At 47.6% G+C, this 21,766-nt stretch carries 19 protein-coding genes; 15 read left to right on the forward strand and 4 right to left on the reverse strand.

What is annotated here, in order from left to right; translation table 11 throughout:
• Positions 1 to 63 precede the first annotated feature (63 nt).
• From FWE06_05290 to FWE06_05360, 15 genes are read left to right on the forward strand one after another with little or no spacing between them, the layout of a single operon-like run.
• A complete protein-coding gene (locus FWE06_05290; protein MCL2546594.1) occupies positions 64 to 684 on the forward strand; it encodes a sugar transferase in 621 nt (206 codons plus the stop codon).
• A complete protein-coding gene (locus tag FWE06_05295) occupies positions 681 to 1,343 on the forward strand; it encodes an NAD-dependent epimerase/dehydratase family protein (protein ID MCL2546595.1) in 663 nt (220 codons plus the stop codon). The genes FWE06_05290 and FWE06_05295 overlap by 4 nt, the downstream gene beginning before the upstream one ends.
• Positions 1,344 to 1,373: 30 nt before the next feature.
• Positions 1,374 to 2,393 carry a hypothetical protein gene (locus FWE06_05300; protein MCL2546596.1) on the forward strand — a complete coding sequence of 340 codons (1,020 nt, stop codon included), beginning with the start codon at positions 1,374 to 1,376 and terminating at the stop codon, positions 2,391 to 2,393.
• A gap of 32 nt (positions 2,394 to 2,425) precedes the next feature.
• Entirely contained in the window at positions 2,426 to 3,535 is a 1,110-nt protein-coding gene (locus FWE06_05305) for a hypothetical protein (protein ID MCL2546597.1), read from the forward strand.
• The gene (locus tag FWE06_05310) at positions 3,532 to 4,797 is read left to right on the forward strand and encodes a hypothetical protein (protein MCL2546598.1); all 1,266 of its coding nucleotides are present in this window, start codon (positions 3,532 to 3,534) and stop codon (positions 4,795 to 4,797) included. The genes FWE06_05305 and FWE06_05310 overlap by 4 nt, the downstream gene beginning before the upstream one ends.
• Positions 4,782 to 5,600, forward strand: coding sequence for a LicD family protein (locus tag FWE06_05315; protein ID MCL2546599.1), 819 nt, complete (start codon positions 4,782 to 4,784; stop codon positions 5,598 to 5,600). Before FWE06_05310 ends, FWE06_05315 begins: the two co-directional genes overlap by 16 nt.
• Positions 5,587 to 6,045 carry an adenylyltransferase/cytidyltransferase family protein gene (locus FWE06_05320; protein MCL2546600.1) on the forward strand — a complete coding sequence of 153 codons (459 nt, stop codon included), beginning with the start codon at positions 5,587 to 5,589 and terminating at the stop codon, positions 6,043 to 6,045. The genes FWE06_05315 and FWE06_05320 overlap by 14 nt, the downstream gene beginning before the upstream one ends.
• Positions 6,046 to 6,056: 11 nt before the next feature.
• Positions 6,057 to 7,292 carry a glycosyltransferase gene (locus FWE06_05325; GenBank protein ID MCL2546601.1) on the forward strand — a complete coding sequence of 412 codons (1,236 nt, stop codon included), beginning with the start codon at positions 6,057 to 6,059 and terminating at the stop codon, positions 7,290 to 7,292.
• Positions 7,289 to 8,758 (forward strand): lipopolysaccharide biosynthesis protein, encoded by a 1,470-nt coding sequence (locus FWE06_05330; protein ID MCL2546602.1) that lies wholly within the window; start codon positions 7,289 to 7,291, stop codon positions 8,756 to 8,758. The genes FWE06_05325 and FWE06_05330 overlap by 4 nt, the downstream gene beginning before the upstream one ends.
• Positions 8,751 to 9,773 carry a polysaccharide biosynthesis protein gene (locus FWE06_05335; protein ID MCL2546603.1) on the forward strand — a complete coding sequence of 341 codons (1,023 nt, stop codon included), beginning with the start codon at positions 8,751 to 8,753 and terminating at the stop codon, positions 9,771 to 9,773. The genes FWE06_05330 and FWE06_05335 overlap by 8 nt, the downstream gene beginning before the upstream one ends.
• Positions 9,774 to 10,883, forward strand: coding sequence for a capsular polysaccharide biosynthesis protein CapF (locus tag FWE06_05340; protein MCL2546604.1), 1,110 nt, complete (start codon positions 9,774 to 9,776; stop codon positions 10,881 to 10,883).
• A gap of 1 nt (position 10,884) precedes the next feature.
• Positions 10,885 to 12,012, forward strand: a complete 1,128-nt coding sequence (gene wecB / locus FWE06_05345) for a UDP-N-acetylglucosamine 2-epimerase (non-hydrolyzing) (GenBank protein ID MCL2546605.1) — start codon at positions 10,885 to 10,887, stop codon at positions 12,010 to 12,012.
• Positions 12,013 to 12,019: 7 nt separating this feature from the next.
• A complete protein-coding gene (locus FWE06_05350; protein MCL2546606.1) occupies positions 12,020 to 14,122 on the forward strand; it encodes a hypothetical protein in 2,103 nt (700 codons plus the stop codon).
• On the forward strand, positions 14,112 to 14,894 hold the full coding sequence (locus FWE06_05355) for a radical SAM protein (GenBank protein ID MCL2546607.1): 783 nt from the start codon (positions 14,112 to 14,114) through the stop codon (positions 14,892 to 14,894). The genes FWE06_05350 and FWE06_05355 overlap by 11 nt, the downstream gene beginning before the upstream one ends.
• Positions 14,878 to 16,311 carry an SGNH/GDSL hydrolase family protein gene (locus FWE06_05360; GenBank protein MCL2546608.1) on the forward strand — a complete coding sequence of 478 codons (1,434 nt, stop codon included), beginning with the start codon at positions 14,878 to 14,880 and terminating at the stop codon, positions 16,309 to 16,311. Before FWE06_05355 ends, FWE06_05360 begins: the two co-directional genes overlap by 17 nt.
• Before the next feature lie 64 nt (positions 16,312 to 16,375).
• Here the strand turns inward: FWE06_05360 and FWE06_05365 are convergent, their stop codons facing one another.
• The 4 genes from FWE06_05365 to FWE06_05380 are packed head-to-tail and all read right to left on the reverse strand — an operon-like array spanning position 16,376 to position 21,600.
• Positions 16,376 to 19,693, reverse strand: a complete 3,318-nt coding sequence (locus FWE06_05365) for a Cna B-type domain-containing protein (GenBank protein MCL2546609.1) — start codon at positions 19,691 to 19,693, stop codon at positions 16,376 to 16,378.
• Between the two features lie 21 nt (positions 19,694 to 19,714).
• A complete protein-coding gene (locus FWE06_05370) occupies positions 19,715 to 19,885 on the reverse strand; it encodes a hypothetical protein (protein ID MCL2546610.1) in 171 nt (56 codons plus the stop codon).
• Entirely contained in the window at positions 19,872 to 20,864 is a 993-nt protein-coding gene (locus FWE06_05375) for a hypothetical protein (protein MCL2546611.1), read from the reverse strand. The genes FWE06_05370 and FWE06_05375 overlap by 14 nt, the downstream gene beginning before the upstream one ends.
• 4 nt (positions 20,865 to 20,868) lie before the next feature.
• Positions 20,869 to 21,600, reverse strand: a complete 732-nt coding sequence (locus tag FWE06_05380) for a response regulator transcription factor (GenBank protein MCL2546612.1) — start codon at positions 21,598 to 21,600, stop codon at positions 20,869 to 20,871.
• Positions 21,601 to 21,766: the final 166 nt, after the last annotated feature.

Consider the following 21,766-nt stretch of genomic DNA (forward strand, 5'->3'; position numbering starts at 1 on the left):
ACATGTAATCGCACAGTAATTTTTGGAGGGTGAATCGTTTTGTACATAAAGTTCGGAAAACGAATGATTGATGTTGTGCTTGCTTTATTGGGTTTGGTCATATTCTCGCCTTTGTTTTTGGCGTTGGCGGTAATCATTAAGTTAGATTCGCCTGGCCCCGTGTTTTTTAAGCAAAAGCGAATCGGCATGCATAAAGCTTGCTTTAACATGTTAAAATTCCGCACTATGCGCACTGATACGCCCAAAGATACACCGACGCATTTGCTGGAAAACCCAGAACAGTGGATCAGCAGAACGGGCAAGGTCATGCGCAAGCTGAGCTTAGACGAGTTGCCGCAAATCTGGAATATTCTCACAGCGAAAATGAGCATCATCGGGCCGCGCCCGGCGCTTTGGAACCAAGGCGATTTGATTGCTGAGCGGGACAAATATGGCGCCAACGATGTGCGCCCCGGCTTGACCGGTTGGGCACAAATCAACGGCCGCGATGAGCTGCCCATTGTTGTTAAAGCAAAGTTAGACGGCGATTACGTGAAGAACATGAGCTTTTGCATGGACTGCAAGTGCTTTTTCGGAACAGTCAAGAGCGTGTTGAAACGTGATGGCGTCGTGGAGGGCGGCATTGCCGAGAAAGCCGAAACAGTAGAAAATTTCGCTGAACGCGAGGAGACTGCTGTAAGATGAAAAAGATATTGATTACGGGTGCCGACAGTTATATAGGCACTTCATTTGAAAATTGGGTTGGCCAATACCCTGGTGAATACGCCGTCGAAACAATAGATATGATCGATGGTTCGTGGCGAGAGAGGGATTTTTTTGGTTTTGATGTCGTGTTTCATGTGGCCGGCATCGCGCATATCAAGGAAACAAAGGGAAACGAAAACCTGTACTATGATGTCAATAGAGATTTGGCAGTTGAAACAGCAAGGCTGGCAAAGGATGCCGGTGCTGCGCAATTTATATTTCTCAGCACGATGAGTGTATACGGACTGGGTAGCGGTAGTATCACATCCGACACAAACCCTAATCCGAAGAATCATTACGGAAAGTTAAAGCTTGAAGCAGAAAAATTGATTCAAGCGTTGGATGACGAAACATTCAAAACAGCGATCATACGTCCGCCAATGGTGTATGGAAAAGATTGCAAAGGGAATTATGCGGCACTTTCAAGAATGGCAAAAAAAATGCCGATGTTTCCGCGGATTGACAACAAACGAAGTATGATTTATATCGACAACTTATGTGAGTTTGTACGGCTGTTGATAGAGAAAAGCAATGGCGGATTGTTTTTGCCGCAAAATAACGAGTATGTCTGCACAAGTTTGAAGAGAGTATACTGTTAAGTGAAAATATGTAAGGAGCAAGAGATTGAAATGGAAAATATATCTTGCAGAAAAAAGGTGCTATATATTGCTTCGCCTTTTTTTAATATCTATCGACATATCATCAACGAGTTTGAGCACCAAGGCTATGAAGTTGACTATTACAATGACAGGCCAAGCGAAAATTCTTTTTTGAAAGGCATAACAAAAATTAAAAAAAGCCTTGTCCATTCAATCGTTGAGCGGTATTTCAACAACATGATTGCTGAAACCAAAGACAAAGACTATGACTTAGTCTTTATCATGAATGACAAAGTCATTACGCCTAAGATAATGGATAAGTTGAAAGACAGCCAAAAGAACGCCAAGTTTGTGCTGTATATGTGGGATCCGATTCAGCTATACCCGCAGGCAAATAAAATTATATCTTACTTTGACGTGGCTTTTTCGTTTGATTCCGCCGATTGCGCTGAAAACAGTGCGCTGCAATTTCTTCCTTTATTTTACAGCAAATCGTACGAGGAAATTGATTGTGTGAAAAGAAACGATATAAAATACGATTTGGTAAGTATATGTACCGTACATCCGAACAGATATAAAATTATCAAGGAACTATTCCCCGCCTTAGAGGCAGATGGTGTCAATATCTACTCATATATGTTTATCAATAGATTGCAATATGTGTATAATAAGTTTTTTGTCAAGGCCTTTAAGAAAGCCAAAAAGAACGAGTTTACGTTTACGCCTTTGCCCGAGCAAGAAAATATACGTATGACCGGCAGCACTAACGCCATTTTTGATATTCCGCACGACAAACAAAGCGGGCTTACAATACGGACAATGGAGGCGCTCGGTGCAAAAAAGAAATTGGTTACGACAAATGCCAATATTAAAAACTATGACTTTTATAACGAGAATAATATATATGTTTTAGATGAGAACAATCGAAATGGCATCAAGGCGTTCTTACAACGCGAATACGAAGCGATAGATGATGGCATTTACAAGAAATACAGTTTGCGCAGCTGGCTACGCGTTATATTGAATGCGGTAGGATTAGAATCATTTTAGATCATTGTACACAGAAAAGCTGGGAGGAAAAAATGAAAATTCTCATTGTCGGCTTCACAAAAATTAAATATATGCCGTATATGAACTTCTATCTCGGCAATATTGACACATCGGAAAATGATGTTCATCTGCTGTACTGGAATCGTGATTTGCAGGATGAAAGCACAGATGCCTTGCAAGGCATCACGCTGCATGAATTTAGGCATTACCAAGAAGACGATGTCTCAAAACTCGCCAAATTCCGCAGCTTTGCTGAATACAGAAAATTTGCCTTACGGTTGCTTAAGCAAGAGACCTTTGACGTTGTCATTGTTCTGCACTCACTGCCGGGCGTTTTGATTGGTAAGATTTTGAAAAGACAATATGACGGGAAATACATATTTGACTATCGTGATTCGACCTATGAAGCGTTTCCCCCCTTCAAAAAAGCCGTCGGAAATCTGGTGAAACGTTCATATGCTACCTTTGTCAGTAGTGACGCGTTTCGGGTCTTTCTGCCGAAATCAGAAAAAGATAAGATTTACACCTCGCACAACATACTCGTTGACTCGCTGGCCCATAGAGAAGAGAAAGAAGCATACGGCACCCCCTCGGATAAAATTCGTATTGCGTACTGGGGCTTTATCCGTCATGAGGAAATCAATCGTGAAATCATTCGGAAAATCGCTGCCGACAGCCGCTTTGAACTTTACTACTACGGCAGAGAGCAGCAAGTTGCGCTAAATCTGAAACAATATGTTAAAGACAACGGCATCGGCAATGTTTTTTTTCATGGCGAATACAAACCCGAAGAACGCTATCAGTTTGTGCGTAAAACAGATATTATTCACAATATTTACTATGACAACAACACAATGCTCGCCATGGGCAACAAATACTATGACGGCGTGATATTTAGAATTCCGCAGATTTGTATGCGCGGTTCATTTATGGCAGGAAAAGCGGCCGAGAGTGGCGTTGGCTTTGCCTGCGACCCGCGCGAGGAGGACTTTGCCGAAAGAATATTCCAATATTATACAAACATCAACATTCAAACATTTAGAGAAAAATGCGATGCCGAAACTGAGCGGGTATATGCTGAATTTCAAGCCGGGAGCCAAATCATCAAAAAGATTAGTAAGAGCGATGGGTTAACGTCATGACAGATACATCTATGAACCAACCAACCAATGGCGTATCACCGAAAACACAAAAATATTTTTCTGTTTTTTTGGCCATGTATCCGATTCTGTGTGTGTACAGAGCGTTCTTTCGCTTTACTGTCGGAGATATCATTTTAATGGCGTTTTTTATGATGTCGCTTAAGTATCCGATACAGAAAGACAAAAGATTGACAGTTGCCGCTATATTTTGCGGCTACGCGCTTTTCATGTTGTTCATTAACTTGCTCTTTTCTCCGATAGCAGCTACACAGGTGACATCGGCACTCATATTTAGAATGATTCGATTTATTTTTTACATATTGTGTGTATTTACTTGCGGCAGGCGATATTTTAATATAGAGGTTTTTCGAAAAGCGCTATTCACAATTGCGACGGCAGCCTGCTTCTTTTTGTTTTTTCAATATATCATGTTTCATATGTATGGGCAGGTAGTCCTGGGGTGGATTCCGGGGTTGCTGTATTTAGAAGACGTCGCATTGATTGATTTTGCCGGGCGTTTTTACTGGCAATTTCGCCCCGGTTCATTTTTCTTAGAACCAGCTCATTTTAGCCGCTTTGTCATTGTCGCTCTGATATTGGCTTTGTTTACAAATAACTTGTCAAAGAAGTTACGTGTCTTCCTCATTTTCTTATTTACCATTGGCATTTTGATGAGTACGGCAGGACAAGGCGTGTTGAATTTGATTATTGTCTATGCTGTGTTTGGATTTAGGGGGATAAAAAATAAGGGTGCCGCGCTATTCTTTTTCATTCTGGCAGTCATTGTTGCTCTGGCTAGTTATAATAATATTGAAGTTGTACGAGATTCTGTTGACCGATTGCTATTTAACGAACAAGCTGCTGACGCTCGGCTTAGCGGTTATGAATATGTTTTTGGTATGCGTTTTATTCCTTCGTTTTTTGGTCATGGATATGGTGTGGTGCCTGATAATGCGTGGATGCCGGGTGCGGCGTATGTATGGTACGGAACTGGGCTTATCGGTTTGATTTTATCATTTGGCATATTCGGGGCCTTTTATTGGCAAGGGAACAATATGATTGCAAAAACGATTTGCCTTATCTTCCTTGCTTCATTCTTTGGTTCAGGCACTTTCTATTCTCATCCGCTTTTTTGGTTCCTCGCGATAACTTTATGTACATCAAGTCTCAAAAAATCGGACGATGAAAGAGTCTTGGAAAATAAAATGTATGTCAATGGCACTGCCTTAGAAAACGGGGGTACAATATGTCAAAATACTTAATCTGTGGCTATGACATTGAAGATGTTCAAAGTGTGATGTTGGATATAGCCCTCGAAATAGACAGAATTTGCGTAAAACATGACATTAATTATATTTTGGATGGCGGCTCTATGCTCGGCGCCGTTCGGCACAGTGGATTTATTCCTTGGGACGACGATTTGGACATTGCTATGCTTCGCGAGGACTATGACAGGTTTGTTGCTGTTTGCCAAGATGAGCTTGACGAAAAGTTCTTCCTTCAAACAAATATCTCGGAACTTGAGTATCCGACTGACTTTGCGAAAATGAAGCGAAACAATACTGTCTATGTAGAAAGAGATTTGGCGAGGTACAATATCCATCATGGCGTGTATGTTGACGTTTTTCCCATAGACAATATAAAAATGAGAACCTATAAATGCCAGGGCAAATTATTGTCATTTATCAGAAACGCAAGATGGAATAAACTGAAATTCCCTCACGGCACCCTAAAAAAAATTGTTGTATGGCCGCTATCCCTTTTGAATATCCGCCGAATAAACCGCTTGGCGGAAAAAGTGATGCGCTTCTACAACAAAAAGCCGACGGAATACACATACAAAGTTTGTCATCCGACAAAAACAAGACCGGCGTATAAACGCGAAATATATACCGAGTTGATACGGGTTGATTTTTGTGGGCACAAGCTGTGCATTCCCAAGGACTACGAGATTTTTCTCCACGAAATGTACGGCGATTATATGAAACTGCCGCCTAAGGATAAACAAAAGCCGGCTCATCACATTATACGATGCAAATTGGAGGATGACTATGGAAAAGTCTAGAGTTGGTTATACTACAGGCGTTTTTGATTTATTTCATATAGGACACCTAAATATCTTAAAAAAAGCCAAAGAGCAGTGTGACTACTTGATTGTGGGCGTAAGTACTGATGAGCTGGTAAAAGAGTACAAAAACAAAGTGCCGATTATACCGTACGCCGAACGCGTCGCCATTGTCGAAGCAATCAGATATGTAGATAAAGTTGTGCCGCAGATTAACCGCGATAAATTGGCCGCATATCACGAAATTAAATTTGATGTCATGTTTGTTGGCGACGATTGGAAAAACTCATCGATATTTTCAGAAACAGAAAAAGAGTTAAATAAGCTTGGCGCCGGCGTCGTGTATTTCCCCTACACCAACAGCAAATCGACAACGTCGATTGTCCGCTTTATCAGAGGCGAGAGCGACAACATAGGACATGTAATGCAACAGAATAAGAATTGAGGTTACGCCGCGTGAAAAATATTCTATTTTTGACAGGCCGCTATTTGCCGCGTCCGAGCCCCAATGGCATATGCGTGCAAAACGTCATCGAAGCCATGTCGCCGGACGAATACGATGTCACCTGCATTTGTTACGACGATAAGCAGTCCGCTGACACCAAACATGTCGATGTTCACAAAATAAGCAGAGGTCTTATTCAAACACTTATTTACCGCACCGAAGGCAGACAAACTGGATGCTGTAAGCTGTTGAGAAAAATATTGCTGATTCTAAAAAAAATAAAAGACGTGCCCTTTCTGTTGACATGGCCGTGGAGTGACCCCATTTTCACCCGCAAAGCCTATCGTAAAGCCTTGCGACTGCATAAAGTCAAAAAATTCGACGTCATTGTTGCCGTGCACCTGCCGTTTTCCGCGCTTATTGTCGGGCATAAGATGAAAAAAAAATATCCCGAAATCAAATACGTGCCCTATCTTTTGGACACATTATCCGGTGGAATGCCGTTTAATACAAAGCTTGTTCCTAAGAAATGGATGTTTAAAAAGAAGTTGAAATGGGAGTGTAAGCTTTTTGCCAATGCCGACACCGTCGTAGCGATGGAGTCCAGCCGCAAACATCATGAGCAATATAATTCGGAAAATCATTTTTATGATAAGATTACGTTTCTGGGCATACCGCTGCTCAAAAAAAGTGAAGTAGAAACAGCGTGTGACGTCATCGGAAAGACAAACATGATGTTTTGTGGGACGGCACACTATCCCATGAGAAATGTACCGTATTTTATGTCGGTACTCAACGTAATCAAGAATGATGACATTGCATTTACTCTTATCGGCGACTGCAATTGCACACAACTGTTTGGCAATATGAAAAAAGATTCAGTCAAGGTAAAGCATCTTCCGCGGGTGTCGCATGCCGAAATGGAACGGTTCTACCAGCGCGCAGACATACTCGTCAACTTGGGCAACAAGGAAGCGGCTGTTATCCCCAGCAAGATTTTTGAGTATATGTCATACGGCAAGCCAATCATATCCACATACGCCATCGACAACGATGCTTGTATACCTTACCTCGAAAAATACCCTCTGTCATTGCTGCTGGATGAGCGCGAAACAGATTTAGAAGAGCAGGCGAAACGCTTGGAAAGTTTTATCATAAGCACAAACGATAAACATGTTGATTTTGAAGAGATACAGAGTGCATTCAAACATAATCGGCCTGAAACATTCGTGGAGGAAATTTTGTGACAGACAGACAACCCGTATCACGCAAAAGTGTCGCCACGAACCTTGCTTGGAAGTTTTTCGAACGTGGCGGCGTACAAATTGCACAGTTCATCACCTCTATTGTTATTGCCCGCATTCTAAGTCCCGAAGAGTTCGGCGTCGTCGCTCTGTTGACTGTCTTTATCGCCATAGCCACAATTTTTGTGCAATCAGGACTCAACACTGCGCTGATACAAAAGAAAGACGCCGACGAAACAGATTCATCCTCCGTTTTCTACTGTAGCCTTATGTTGGCCGCGTTGTTATACTTGCTACTATTTTTCAGCGCGCCGTGGATTGCGCGGTTCTACCATATGCCGGAGCTGACGTCAACCTTGCGTGTGATGGCCGTTATGCTCTTTCCCGGCGCTTTCAATTCTGTACAAAACGCCGTTGTCGCCAAGAATATGCAATTCAAAAAGCAATTTTATGCCGGCATGGTAGCTGTTGTGTTGTCAGGCGTGGCCGGCATTGCACTGGCGTTATACAATTTCGGTGCTTGGGCGCTGGTCTATCAGCAATTGCTTTTTCAAATCATCACTTGCGTCGTCCTGTGGTTTGCTGTCAAGTGGCGACCTACCTTGTCCTTTTCTTTTACAAGGGCAAAAAGCCTTTTCCGATACGGAAGCAAGTTGCTCGGTGCACGACTCATCGACTCCACCTACCACAACATAGTTAGCCTGGTTATTGGACGGCAGTTTTCAGCTGAAACGTTGGCCTTTCATAATAAGGGCAAAATGTTTCCCTTTATACTCAATAACAATATCGATGGCTCCATTCAATCGGTCATGCTGCCCGCGTATTCGGCGCATCAAGATGACATGATTCGTGTAAAAGCGATGGTGCGGCGAACTGTTACACTAAGCACATACCTTGTCTTTCCGGCCATGTTGGGACTGGCCGCTATGGGAGAAACGCTGATTGCCGTTGTGCTGGGCGCGCAGTGGAACGGTGCGGTTCCATTTTTGCAATTGTATTGCCTCGTCGTGCTGCTGATACCGTTACAGACCGCGAGTTTGCAAGCCATTAACGCTGTTGGCAGGAGTGATATATTCTTCAAACTGATGGTTATTAAACGAATTGTAAGCATAGTGCTTCTCGCTGTTGCCGTGATATTTTTTCAAAATGTATTTGTCATTGTCATCGCCGGCTTAATGATAGAAATGCTTGCCACTGCCATCAACATCATCCCCAACAAGCGTATCTTGCATTATTCGGCAAGTGAGTTGCTGAAAGATATAGGCCCCAATATCGTCATTGCCTTGTTCATGGGCGGGCTTATGTACGCACTGTTGTACATTCCCATCCACCCCATATTTGTACTGGGCATGCAAGGCATCGTCGGTGTAGTGCTGTACGCCCTGTTATCGGCGGCATTCAAAAACCCCAGTTTCTCATATCTTTGCGATATATGGAAACAAAAAAGGAGGACTAAAGAAAGTGTTTAAGAACAAAACTCTGCTCATCACCGGTGGCACCGGCTCGTTCGGCAATGCCGTACTTGACCGTTTCTTGGCTACCGATATCGGTGAAATCCGCATATTTTCCCGCGATGAAAAAAAGCAGGACGATATGCGAAAGGCGTACAACTCAGACAAAATCAAACTCTACATCGGTGATGTGCGCAGCGAGAGCAGTATTCGTAACGCCATGCACGGTGTCGACTACGTATTCCACGCCGCCGCACTTAAACAAGTGCCATCCTGTGAGTTTTTTCCGCTGGAAGCAGTAAAAACCAACGTGCTGGGCAGCGAAAACGTCCTGAATGCCGCCGTCGCCGAGGGTGTCAAAAAAGTCATCTGCTTGTCGACAGACAAAGCGGCTTATCCCGTTAACGCCATGGGCACATCAAAAGCGATGATGGAAAAAGTTGTAGTTGCAAAATCACGTGTCGTTACGCCGGACAAGACGCTCATCTGCGTCACGCGGTACGGTAACGTCATGTGTTCCCGCGGCTCAGTCATCCCACTCTTTATTGAGCAAATCAAGGCCGGCAAACAACTGACCATCACCGAGCCATCTATGACCCGTTTCATCATGAGCCTTGAGGAGGCCGTCGAGTTAGTGCTGTTCGCGTTTACAAATGCCGAAACAGGTGATATAATGGTACATAAAGCACCAGCCTGCACCATCGGCATTTTGGCACAGGCTGTCAAAGCGTTGTTTGATGTTAGCAATGAAATCAAAATCATCGGCATCCGCCACGGCGAAAAGATGTATGAAACGCTGCTGACCAACGAAGAGTGCGCCAATGCCATAGATATGGGCGACTTCTACCGCGTCCCGGCTGACAAGCGCGGCCTCAATTACGACAAATATTTTAACCAAGGTGAAGTACAGCGGACGCAGCTCTCCGAGTTCAACTCCAACAACACAGCGCTCCTCAACATTGAAGAAGTAAAGGAAAAGTTGCTGACATTGGCATATATCAGGGATGAAGTTGCCGCGTGGAAAGGACGTTAAATGAAAATACTAGTGACAGGTGCCAAAGGATTTGTCGGCAAAAATTTGATCCATGGCCTTAAAAACAGGGGGTATGCCGATATTTTTGAGTACGACACAGACAATGCTTTGGCAGAGTTAGAACAATTCTGCGCTGAGTGTAACTTTGTATTTCATCTTGCAGGCATCAATCGTCCGCAAAATGAGAATCAATTTATGGAAGGAAACTTCGGTTTCACCTCGCAACTCCTTGACACGCTCAAAGCCCGCGGCAACAAATCTCCCATACTTATTACCTCCTCAACGCAAGCCGTGTTGGACAACCCCTACGGAAAATCAAAGAAAGCCGGCGAGGACTTACTCTTTCAATATGGCCGTGATAACGGCGTCAAAGTGCTGGTGTATCGCCTTCCCAATGTCTTTGGCAAGTGGTGCAGACCAAACTACAACAGCGCTGTCGCCACTTTCTGTCATAACATCGCCAACGGGCTTGATATCAAGATAAACGACCCCAATATCGACATGAAACTCGTCTATATCGACGATGTTGTCAACGAACTCATCAACGCACTCGACGGCAGAGAAACCAAATCCGCCGACTACTGCGCCGTGCCAATTGTCCATGAAGTAAAGCTAGGCACCATCGCTGAGCTGCTGTATGCTTTCAAGCAGAGCCGCAGTGACCTCTCCATCCCCGATCAAGGCAATGTGTTCAGCAAGAAATTATATGCCACATATCTAAGCTACCTGCCAAAAGACGAGTTCAGCTACCCGCTAAAAATGAATATCGACAACCGCGGCTCCTTCACCGAACTTTTGAAAACAGACGACTGCGGGCAGGTGTCTGTCAATATCTCCAAGCCGCATATCACTAAAGGAAACCACTGGCACAACACAAAGAATGAGAAGTTTTTGGTCGTTAGCGGGCGTGGTGTCATCCGCTTTCGCCAACCGGATAGCAATGAAGTCATCGAATACTTTGTCAGTGGTGATAAGCTGGAAGTTGTAGACATTCCGACAGGATACACACACAACATCGAAAACCTGGGCGAAATTGATATGGTGACCATTATGTGGGCCAATGAGAAGTTTGATTCTGCCAATCCCGACACCTATTTTCTGGAGGTCTGAAATGGAAAAGCTCAAGGTAATGACAATGCTTGGCACACGCCCTGAAATCATCCGACTTTCAGCGTGTATCAAGGCTTGCGACAAATATTTCAACCACATATTGGTGCACACGGGGCAGAACTGGGATTACACGTTAAACCAAGTGTTTTTTGAGGATTTGCAACTCAGAGAGCCCGACCATTATTTGGACAGTGCCGGCGAAAATCTGGGTGAAACGATGGGAAATATTCTCGCCAAATCTTACACTGTGATGGCGCAAGAAAAGCCCGACGCACTACTGGTGCTGGGTGATACAAATTCAGCCCTCTCAGCCATTTGTGCCAAACGGTTGAAAATTCCCATCTTCCACATGGAAGCCGGCAACCGCTGTTGGGACTGGAATGTGCCCGAAATGATCAACCGCAAAATCGTTGACCATATCGCCGACATCAATCTGCCATATACCGAAAACTCGCGGCGGTATCTGTTAAGTGAAGGCATCGACGGAAAAACCGTCTTTGTCACCGGCTCGCCTATGAAAGAAGTGTTGGACGCGCATAAAATTGGCATTGATAACAGCAACATTTTAGCGCAGCTAAACATCAAGCAAGGGCAGTATATCATGATATCGGCGCACCGCGAGGAGAACATCGACAATGAGCAAAACTTTATGACGTTGATGACAGCCATCAACAACATTGCCGAAAAATATCAAATGCCGGTTATCTATTCGACACACCCGAGAAGCGAGAAATTCATCCAAACACGAAACTTCAAATTCCACGAGCTGGTGCAAAATATAAAACCGTTTGGCTTCTTGGATTACAACAAACTGCAACAAAACAGTTATTGTGTCTTGTCCGACAGCGGAACGCTGTCAGAAGAGAGCGCGATTTTAGGATTTCCCGGCGTGTTGATCAGAACCTCGACTGAGCGCCCCGAAGTGTTAGACAAAGGCACTGTCGTCATTGGTGGCATCAATGGAAAAGATGTTGAACAGGCTATAGCACTGGCTGTCACAATGGCGCAAAACGGCGATAAAGGCTATCTGCCCCACGATTATCAAGACGACAATGTATCAACCAAAGTCGTCAAGCTGCTCCAAAGCTACACCCATATTGTCAACAAGGCGACTTGGCACAAAGGCTGATAAGTTCATGGTCTTTACAACAAATCATAACATAGCACGCCCGGTACGATTGTCGGAGACAACGCGCCGGTTTGCCTGGAAATCACAACAAGGCAAATATGGTGACGAGGCATTGGGGCATAATTTCGTGCGTGTCGAGTGCGACGACTTTGACAAACTCTCGTCGTTGGAAAAATACGACTTGTACATCAAAATCATCGCTGAGCAAGCGCCCATTCGCATCTGCGACGGCGAATTGGTGAGCGGTGCGGCGACTCTGGGTATGGCCATGGCGCATGCGTTGCCGGCCAAATGCAGCGAGGAAATCATTCCTGGTGTAAGCCATGTCACACTGGGTTTCGACCGCGTGCTGCAGATAGGACTCAACGGTATTGAGCGGGAACTGGACAACTGTGTTGCTGCCAAAGGAAACAGCCCGTTTTATACGAGTTTGAAAAACACAATCACGTCATTTCGCACATGGCATAAGCGATATTTGAACGCGGTAGATGGCGTTGTGCGGCAAAACTTAGAGCGCGTGCCTTTTGAGCCGCCGCGAAATTTCCACGAAGCCGTGCAGTCGTTGTGGTTCACCTTTGCCTTTACACGGTTATGCGGCAACTGGCCCGGCATCGGTCGCATTGACGAAATGTTGGGCGACTATCTGATACAGGATTTGCAGGATGGCAGATTGACGTTGCTGCAAGCGCGAGAGATTTTGGCGCACTTTTTCATCAAAGGCTGCGAATGGATTACCTCAACCGCGCCCGAGCGTTACAGTGGCGGCGACGGACAGCATTATCAGAATATTATCTTGGCCGGCATTGATCGTGAAGGACGAGAGGTTGCCAACGAGGTGACGTATCTCGCGCTGGACATTATCGAAGAGCTGAATATCAGCGATTTCCCCGTCAGTGTGCGACTCAATGAGGTAACGTCAGAATTGTTGTTGCGGCGTTGTGCCGAGGTAGCGCGCCATGGCGGCGGTATCATTGCCTTTTACAACGAGCCGCTGATCATTCAAGCATTGATACGGCAGGGATATACTGAGGCAGAAGCCCGCACTTTTGCCAATGACGGGTGTTGGGAAATGCAAATTCCGGGCAAGACATGGTTCCAATATATTCCGTTTGATTTACTAAAACTGTTGACCGACGACACGCTGGGCATCAACGGACAGTTGAAGTCGTACGATACCTTCGAAGCACTTTATGATGCATTCAAAGCCACGGTACGAGCGGCAATTGGTGGGTTGTACGACGACTATATCGTCAACTTATTGCCCAAAGAGGGCGACGCACTGCCAAGGCGCGGTCCGTGTTCGGTGGTGTCTTTGCTGACCAAACCCTGTATCGAGCGCGGCGCGAGTTACTACGATGGCGGCGCGACGTATACCGTCTGCTCACCGCACGCCGGTGGCACGGCTGACGTGGGCAATAGCCTACATGCTATATGGCGACTGGTCTATCAAGAGCAAAAGGTATCATTGTGTGAACTGCTGGCGATTGTGCAAGATGACTGGGCAGGTTATGAAACGCTGCGCGAATACGTGGCGAACTTTACATATTACGGCAATGACTGCGATCAAGCTGATGCCTTTACAGTGCAAGTGCTCAATGACTTTGCCGACATCTGCGCGTCGTTCCACAATCGATGCGGGGTGTTGACACCGTCGGGTGTATCGACGTTTGGGCGGCAAATCGAGTGGACGGCGCATCGGACGGCAACGCCATTCGGACGCAAGCGTGGCGAGATTCTGTCCGGCAATGCCTCACCAACGCCGGGGACCGACAAAGAGGGTGCCACAGCCATCATAAAATCATATTGCAAAGCCGATTTGACCAAGCAGGGCAGCGGCGCGGCACTTGACTTGCAATTGCATCAATCAACCGTTGAGGGCGACAACGGCATAGCCGTTATCATAGGATTATTGCGTGGATTTGTCGCGTTAGGCGGATCGTTTATGCAGATTGACGTGCCGAATATCGATCTGCTGCGCCAAGCGCAGGAAAACCCCGCAGCGTACAAGACGCTGGCGGTACGAGTCAGCGGCTGGAACGCGCGGTTTGTCACTCTGGACAAAAAATGGCAGCAGATGATCATTGAACGGAGCGGGAACGGTGTTAGCTAGAAAGCAAGCAGAAAAACAACGCGACACGCAGCTGCCGGTGGTGAAAATCCAACGCTTTTCAACGCATGACGGTCCCGGAATCCGGACAACTGTGTTTTTAAAAGGCTGTCCGCTGAACTGCCGTTGGTGCCACAACCCCGAAATGCTGTCGGCAGTACCTGAGGAAGCCAGTGGTATTGTCGAAATGAGCGTTGATGAAATCCTACGTGAGGTCAAAAAAGATGCTGCATTTTACCAAAATGACGGTGGGCTGACCATTTCAGGCGGCGAGCCGCTATTGCATGAGGCGACATTGGCACTCATTGCCGCGGCAAAAGGGCAAGGGGTCCATGTCGTTGTACAGACGAGCGGGCACTTTGTCTCCGAATACCTGCAAGGTTTAACAGTCGCCGACCTGGTGATGTGGGACATAAAAGATACCGACGATGCGCGGCACGAGCGCAATACCGGTGTTTCGAACAAACAAATTTTAGAGAACTTACGCGCCTTTGACAACTTGGGCGGCACAACGCTACTGCGTTGTCTGCTCGTGCGCGGCGAAACACTGGATGCAGCGCACATTGAAACCGTTGCCGCGTTGCGGTGTGAGCTGCAGCATTGTAAGGGGGTTGCGTTTTTGGCGTGTCATTGTTATAGTGAGGGTAAGTATCGAGAGCTTGGACTGCCGTGGCGCAGTGGGGTTGAGGATGTGCCGTCACATCAAGACATGGCGTGGGCGGCAGACATATATGGCAAGATACGAAAGGGAGAACCGTATGAAACGCATAGGTAATTTATTATTGACACTGATTTTATTGACGGGGGTGTTCTTCATGGACGCAATGGCAACCGAGCCTGAATCTCCGGTATTGGACGGCGCGACGCTTGTCACCTTCGGTGACAGCTTGACGGCATCCAGCGAGTGGTCGCGACAATTGGCGGCACAATTAAACATGCGGCTTATCAACGCCGGTGTCGGCGGCGACACGACGGCAATGGCACGTGTTCGCTTTGAGCGCGACGTATTGGGGCGCAACCCCGACTTTGTGACCATTGCCTTTGGCACCAACGACTTTTTTCGCCCAGATCGCAGAGGGCCGTACGTGTCGCTGGATGATTTCCGAGACAATTTGCGCTATTTCATCGAGCGGGTTCGCCAAGTCGGTGCCGTACCCATTTTACTGACCATTCCCTATATGGTGTCGTGGGGCGAGTTCGATAGGAATTACGCCAACGATGGCGGCGTAATGGCCGTCCTTGACACCTACAACGATGTCATCCGCCAATTGGCCGCCGAACACAATGTGCCTCTCGCCGATATACGGGCGGCCTGTGACGACCACGATATCAATGAATTTCTCAGCGAAGACGGCATACATCTTGCTGCGCTGGGTCAACAAGTCTATGCTGAAACGGTCGCAGCGGTGATGATAACATATTTTGAGCAAGAGCCCAATGCCTCGCGTGTCTTTCAGGGCCCGCGCCCCGCGATTATACGTGGCGCGCAGTCTGTGCCGCTGATTTCCCTTCAACCTGCTGACTGGATGTCGGCAGCTGACGGCGCAGTGGTCTTCAATGAAGCCCAAGACGGTGCGCTTACTATGCATAACACCACCGGGGAATGGCCGGTTGCGCATTACCAATTGCCCGACGACGGCATTGCCGTGCCGCTTGACGGCACGCGCATCGAATACGATATCACACTGGGGCGCGGCGTCGGCGCAAACATTATCCTTGTGTTTGGCGGTGCGTCAAGTTTTGCTGTGGCGTGGGACTTGCATGAGTCGCTGAACCCGCACTTCCAAGATGCACGGTTCGACGGCGATGACTTGGCAGCGAATCAGACCTTGACAGGTTCATTCGCCCTATCTGACCTGGAAATTATCCATCGCCATGCCGACGATGACGGGTTTGTCACCCTCAACGGCATACGATTATTTGTCGTCGGCGGTGCCAATCAAGAAATCACATTCCGCCGCTTCGATATCACCACTGACGGCGGCGGCCACAAGGAATATTTGCCCTACGAGCCAGAATATCAGGGCGAGAGCACTGAGACGGAGCCGGGAAACCAAGGAGAGGATGCGGATATATCGGCGGGGCAAGACAAAGAAAACAACATTGTGCTATGGGTCATCGGCGGCATCGCCGCTTTGGTTGCTCTTGCTGTTGGTGCGGCGGTCGGCATAATCGTTAAAAAAAAGAAATAGATACGAAAACGAAAAGAACCGCAGCGGGCATTTGTCACCGCAGCGGTTCTTTTGTTATGTCTGCCTAAGGCCGTTTGATGTGCTTTAAGGACAATATCGAAAGAGCAACGATGCCCGAAGTCCCGACGCCGAACAGCACAATAAAGCCCGGCAGATGGTTACTGTCGCTGGTTCTCGGATTTGAGCCGACGGAATTTGCGTTCTCTGAGTTTACACCCCTTGAATTTATTCCTCCAAATTGCCCGGAACGGTCAGGCCTGCCAGAGGCACTTGGGTCAAAGGTGTTGGTAATGTCAAAACCATTGATTGTCGTAGTATATCCCGGTACTGGCAGTTCCTCAATCATATACACAATCTCATTGCCGTCAGCGTCATATTTATCCAACATAAAAGCCCAACTCCAATGGTCGCTGCTCGTTATCACTCGTTGCAAAACGATTTGGCCGTCGGCCCTGATAACAATCGTGATAGAATTTGGATGGTAACGAGGTGAAAGAGAACCGTGTTCCCACGTTTTGGCGCCTTGTATTACAACGGTTTCACGGCTCGGCTCGGGAGACGGAGCAGGGGAGGGCATAGGAGGCGGTGTCGGAGATGGCATGGGAGACGGTACAGGAGATGGCATGGGAGACGGTACGGGGGAAGGCACAGGAGATGGCATGGGAGACGGTACAGGAGAAGGCACAGGAGATGGCATGGGGGATGGTATAGGCGACGGTGCAGGTGTCGGCGTGCCAATCTCGAAGGAAAAATTAATATCGAAGTTGTTGAGTGGATGATCAAACGCGCTGACAGGCATTACAAAGAGAATATTCGACACGATTGCGGCATTTGCGTTACGCGGCGGCATGAATGACCCGTTGCCCGCCGTATTACCGCTGAACACCGTGTTGGCATTGAGTGTGATATTTTGATAATATATCGCCGTGCCGGCTGCAGTTGTCAACACATGCGCGTATTCATAATCTGTCGTGAATATACCGCCGCCGTCTTGACGCGCATGGTTATCCGTGAAGCTCACATTATTCGCGTCAGCAGTCATATGCATCTGCCCGCTCACATGTACGCCGCCGCCGTAGCCAGCCTCGTTGCCTGCAATGACCTTGGCGTCTGTACCACGTAGATTGAATGCTGCGCTCGCATACACACCGCCGCCGCGATGCCCGGCATCATTGCCCTCAATGATGCCGCCGTATAGATTGAAATTGGCCGCTGAGCCCTGTACAAATACACCCCCGCCATCGTGCCCGGCACGGTTGGCGGCAATCGATGCGCTGCCGTTCATGGTAAATGTGCCGCCGCCTATAAATATGCCGCCGCCGCGTTGGGGTGTGGTCGCCGAAACAACGTTGCCGATATGCACCACGTTGGCCAGTGTGTTGTTGTGAATGCCGGCCGTGTCGTGCATCTCAAATGTGCCGCCTATCATACGCACGCCGATGCCGTGCCCTGCGCCGGGGTTGACCGAATTGTTGTGAATGGCCGATCGTCCGCGCATTTGTACTGTGCCGCCCGTCATACCGATGCCCCCGCCGTGATAACCGCCGATATTGTTGGAAATATGTGCGGCATCATACATCCTTAGCTCGCCGTTGTTCACAAACACGCCGCCGCCGCTGTTATTGTTGCCGATTCTGATGTTGTTAAATGTGATGCCTGCCGTGTCGTGCATATTCAGCACAGCGTTGTTATGTACAACGGCGCCCGCGCCCATCCCACCGCGCACAAACGTATTTTGTTGCGCAAAATTGTCGCCGCCAATCACGCTGTCATTGCGCATATTCAGTATTGCGTCATTGGTAATAAATACGCCGCCGCCGCCGCTGATGCCGCCCTGTGCGTTGGCGGTGTTATTATGGATTTGACCGAAGTGCATTTCAAAGCGTGTATCTGCGCCCGTGACAAACACGCCACCGCCGCTGCCGGAGGCACGGGCAGACATTATTCGCCGATGACTGACGATATATTCCCATCGTTCTTCTGTAGGCTCTGCCGGGCCTGATGGGTTGTAATGCAATAGGCTGACATTCGTGCGGTTATTGCCAATGCGGACATTGGCGTGGAAAATTTCAAACACCGCGCCGCCTTCGAGAAACACGCCGCCGCCATGGGCATTGTTATCGGCGATGGCGTTGCTGCCGATGCCCTTATTTTCCAAAATAACTGACGTTTGGTTGGCATCGATCCGCGTATTGTCGTTCATGCCAAATGTGCCGCCTGTCATAAATACCCCGCCGCCGTGACCCACATTGTCAAAGTTGGTGAAAAAGGGTGCTGCCGGCGGAATAAAAAATGGATTCTCCGGGTCAAACACCGGCAAATTCTCCGGTATGCGGTGATTTATGTAGCTACCAAATGTATCATTATCGGTTATCCGTGCGCTGTCGTTCATGCTGACATGGCTATCGGTCATATAGACGCCGCCGCCCAAACCGATACGCTGTGCTTGCGCCGTGTCGGCAAATGGAGCCTCCGGCGCGTTTGCTTGCGCGCGGTTGCTCTCAATGCGGGCATCGCCGAACATATAAAGGGTGCTGTCGGTTAAGTGTACCCCGCCGCCATTAATGGCACGGTTATGCCTGATAACACTGCCTCTTTGCATTGTCAAATGCCCGCTAACGGCCTCTATACCGCCGCGGTGTGTGTCCGCGGGCGGCATAGCCCCTGTCATGTCACGTCCGTCAAGGATAATATTGACCAGCATCAAGCGTGCGCCGCCGCTGAGCGTAAAATGCCGCCCCTCGCTGCCGTGGCGCAACTCAAATGCGGCAGGAGTCGCATCAGGAACGGGAGTATTGCTCGCGCTCAAATCAGTTCCTGCCGTTGTCAGTATGATGTTGGCGTTTGGAACGTCCACATTGATTGTGCCGTCAAGCGCAAATGAAGCGTCAATGGGAATGGCATGAAAGACATCGGCTGCCGCATTCGGTGGTGCAGCGTCAATCCGCGCGGCAAGCTCGGCATGATTTGAAACCGGCGTCGCCCAATTCACTGTCGACCCCGCAGGGATATTCATTGACGCAAAGTCGTTATTTTGTTTGTGGTGGGCATTATCAGACAGCAATAGAGTGTTGCCTTCACTTTTCGCGTCATTTTCTATGCTTTTGTAGAGTACTTGGTGGGGTGGGACTTCGCTCTCTTTTGCAGGTGCCTGAGCATACTTTGTATATATACAGTCATTGTGCTCACCTTGGTTGCCAAAACCATCATACTCACGGTCGCCGTAGACAAATTCATATGCCGAGGCATCAATATGGCCGTGTGTCGTGTCGACCAAATTCACGAGCGAAACGGTTGCAGCTGCCGTCGAAGCAATCAAAATACAAAGCAAAATCCATAGAGCCGGGCATCGCCCACGCCGCAAGTGATGTAAGTAACGCATAGCACTCCTCCGTGTCAACGATCAATGATTGTCTTCATCCTCTGGCTCAGAGGAAATGATGCCCATAAATCCGTCCAAGTTACGCAATTTTATCTTGTAATAGATATTTAATCCGATGCTGACAAGCAGAATGATGCCCACTGCACCGATGCTGAGCCAATTCATAAGAGTCATACAATTAATGAAAGCCATATTTTTTGTCCTCCAATTGCGCAAGCTGTTTTCGCTTTAGATAGGCCTTATAGGCGACTTTTTCTCTCGATATAGTGATGATGCAAGGCAATAACAGAAAGAGAGAAATGATGAGCAGGGAAAGACTGATGCCGCCGGCTACCGCATCAATTTCATTAAATAGAGGCGTCTGATATTGATAAAGGGCGGGAATGGCGCGCTCTTCTCGCCGCCCGCAATGGACGCAAGCGCGGACTTCTAGGCCATAATGCCCTATCTCAGCCGGAACGTCTATGTGCCATTCGCCAAAACTGTGACCAATAGCCGGTTGGCCGGGCTCTGCATATGTATAGCCGCAACGGACACAAGTATATGTTTTTGTTCCAGCCTCTCCACAGATAGGCTCTTGTGCGGTTAGGACAAAATCGTGACCCAACGCGGATCCGCCCGGTGCTGTGCGAGTGCTATCGCAGCGGGTGCAGATATAAGTGCGCAGCCCGTTCTCTGTGCAGGTTGGATACCGAGCCGTTAGCTCGTAATCGTGCCCCAATGCCGGTTCGCCCGGCTCGGTGCGTATGTAACCGCAGCGAGTGCATGTGTAGACTTGCAGTCCGGCAGCCTCACAAGTGGGCTCTTGGGTTGACAAAACAAAGTCATGGCCCAACGGCGGGAGTTCTTCTATCTCATCGTGAGGCGTGTGGGTGGTGCAGGTGCGTCGCCGTTGCCCCGGCTCTGTACAAGTAGATTGTCTGTCAATGCGCCATGCGCTCCAAATATGTGCTGTGGCAAATAAAATTGCGGTATACTCTCGGCCGCATAGTTCACACTGAAATGTCTCAAAGCCGTTTTGGGTTTCGGTGGGCGGCACGCGCTCTGCTAAGATATCCCTGTGCCGGCCTTCCGCGCAATAGTACGGCTGTGCTTGGGTGCCTACATTAAATAGGAAGAGGCAGAGTATCGTAGACATTATAATGCCGATATATCGTCTCGTTTTTTTCATGCCGTTAGGTTGCTCTCTTGTCTAACGCGCTTTTGAGTGCCGGATAATATTTTCGCCCGACAAGAATGTTGGTGCCGTCTTGCATGAGCACATTTGTATAGGTGAGTTTCTCGACAGCATCCAACGAAATAAGATGGAAACGAGAGGCACGCGCAAACGGCCGCCCCTTTAGGTTGTTCTCTATTTTGGCCAATGGGGTGACAAATGTGAAAGATTCCCCCTCACCATAGTGGACAACTAAAGCGCGCTGCTGTACCTCGAAATATTGAATGTCATTGATATCGATTTGTCGTATTTCACCACCATAAGATACGGACAGTTTCTCGTTGTGTTTTTTTGCGACATCCCTGGCCGCGTTTTGGAGTATGTGCTCAAATCGATCCAAATGCTCTTGGGTGCGGCTCTTTTGTACGAAATTATAGGCATCAGTATCAAACAATTGCTCATATGGCAGGATCATCTCTGCTCCGCCAATAAAGACGATTAAGTTGATATAGCCGGTGTTACGGATAAAATCGGGAATTTCCAAATTATCTTTGGCAAGGGCGAAAAAAATGACGTCTAATGCTTTGCGAAACTCAGGACTGTCCAAATCGGACAACAGTGAGTCCGTGGTATGATACAGCTTTAATTCTACCGGTATATTATTTTTTTGCGCAGTTTCTCGGCATAAGGACTTGTAAAATTCCGTTTCGGCAGCGTCGTTATCAAATATAGCAATGCGCATTTTTTTCATAAAATACCTCCTGGTTTTAGGCACAAAACTATTCATAGTATAACACGCTTTTGAAGGCTAGACAAGCCCCCAAAAGCGGAAATACTGCATTTTAGACGTTTAAAACTGCCTTTTAGACATTCTGACGGTCACAGTGAGAAAATGTGTGCTATATTATCCTAGGTTA

The sequence above is a fragment of the Oscillospiraceae bacterium genome, assembly GCA_009780275.1.
Classification (GTDB): Bacteria; Bacillota; Clostridia; order Oscillospirales; family UBA929; genus WRAI01.

Bases quoted from the DNA above. Each gene is read 5' to 3' on its own strand.
- FWE06_05320 (MCL2546600.1), top strand. From the start codon at position 5,587: ATGGAAAAGTCTAGAGTTGGTTATACTACAGGCGTTTTTGATTTATTT.
- FWE06_05305 (MCL2546597.1), top strand. From the start codon at position 2,426: ATGAAAATTCTCATTGTCGGCTTCACAAAAATTAAATATATGCCGTAT.
- FWE06_05370 (MCL2546610.1), bottom strand. From the start codon at position 19,885: ATGGCTTTCATTAATTGTATGACTCTTATGAATTGGCTCAGCATCGGT.
- FWE06_05350 (MCL2546606.1), top strand. From the start codon at position 12,020: ATGGTCTTTACAACAAATCATAACATAGCACGCCCGGTACGATTGTCG.
- FWE06_05310 (MCL2546598.1), top strand. From the start codon at position 3,532: ATGACAGATACATCTATGAACCAACCAACCAATGGCGTATCACCGAAA.
- FWE06_05365 (MCL2546609.1), bottom strand. From the start codon at position 19,693: ATGCGTTACTTACATCACTTGCGGCGTGGGCGATGCCCGGCTCTATGG.
- FWE06_05360 (MCL2546608.1), top strand. From the start codon at position 14,878: ATGAAACGCATAGGTAATTTATTATTGACACTGATTTTATTGACGGGG.
- FWE06_05295 (MCL2546595.1), top strand. From the start codon at position 681: ATGAAAAAGATATTGATTACGGGTGCCGACAGTTATATAGGCACTTCA.
- wecB (MCL2546605.1), top strand. From the start codon at position 10,885: ATGGAAAAGCTCAAGGTAATGACAATGCTTGGCACACGCCCTGAAATC.
- FWE06_05380 (MCL2546612.1), bottom strand. From the start codon at position 21,600: ATGAAAAAAATGCGCATTGCTATATTTGATAACGACGCTGCCGAAACG.
- FWE06_05340 (MCL2546604.1), top strand. From the start codon at position 9,774: ATGAAAATACTAGTGACAGGTGCCAAAGGATTTGTCGGCAAAAATTTG.
- FWE06_05300 (MCL2546596.1), top strand. From the start codon at position 1,374: ATGGAAAATATATCTTGCAGAAAAAAGGTGCTATATATTGCTTCGCCT.
- FWE06_05290 (MCL2546594.1), top strand. From the start codon at position 64: ATGATTGATGTTGTGCTTGCTTTATTGGGTTTGGTCATATTCTCGCCT.
- FWE06_05315 (MCL2546599.1), top strand. From the start codon at position 4,782: ATGTCAAAATACTTAATCTGTGGCTATGACATTGAAGATGTTCAAAGT.
- FWE06_05375 (MCL2546611.1), bottom strand. From the start codon at position 20,864: ATGAAAAAAACGAGACGATATATCGGCATTATAATGTCTACGATACTC.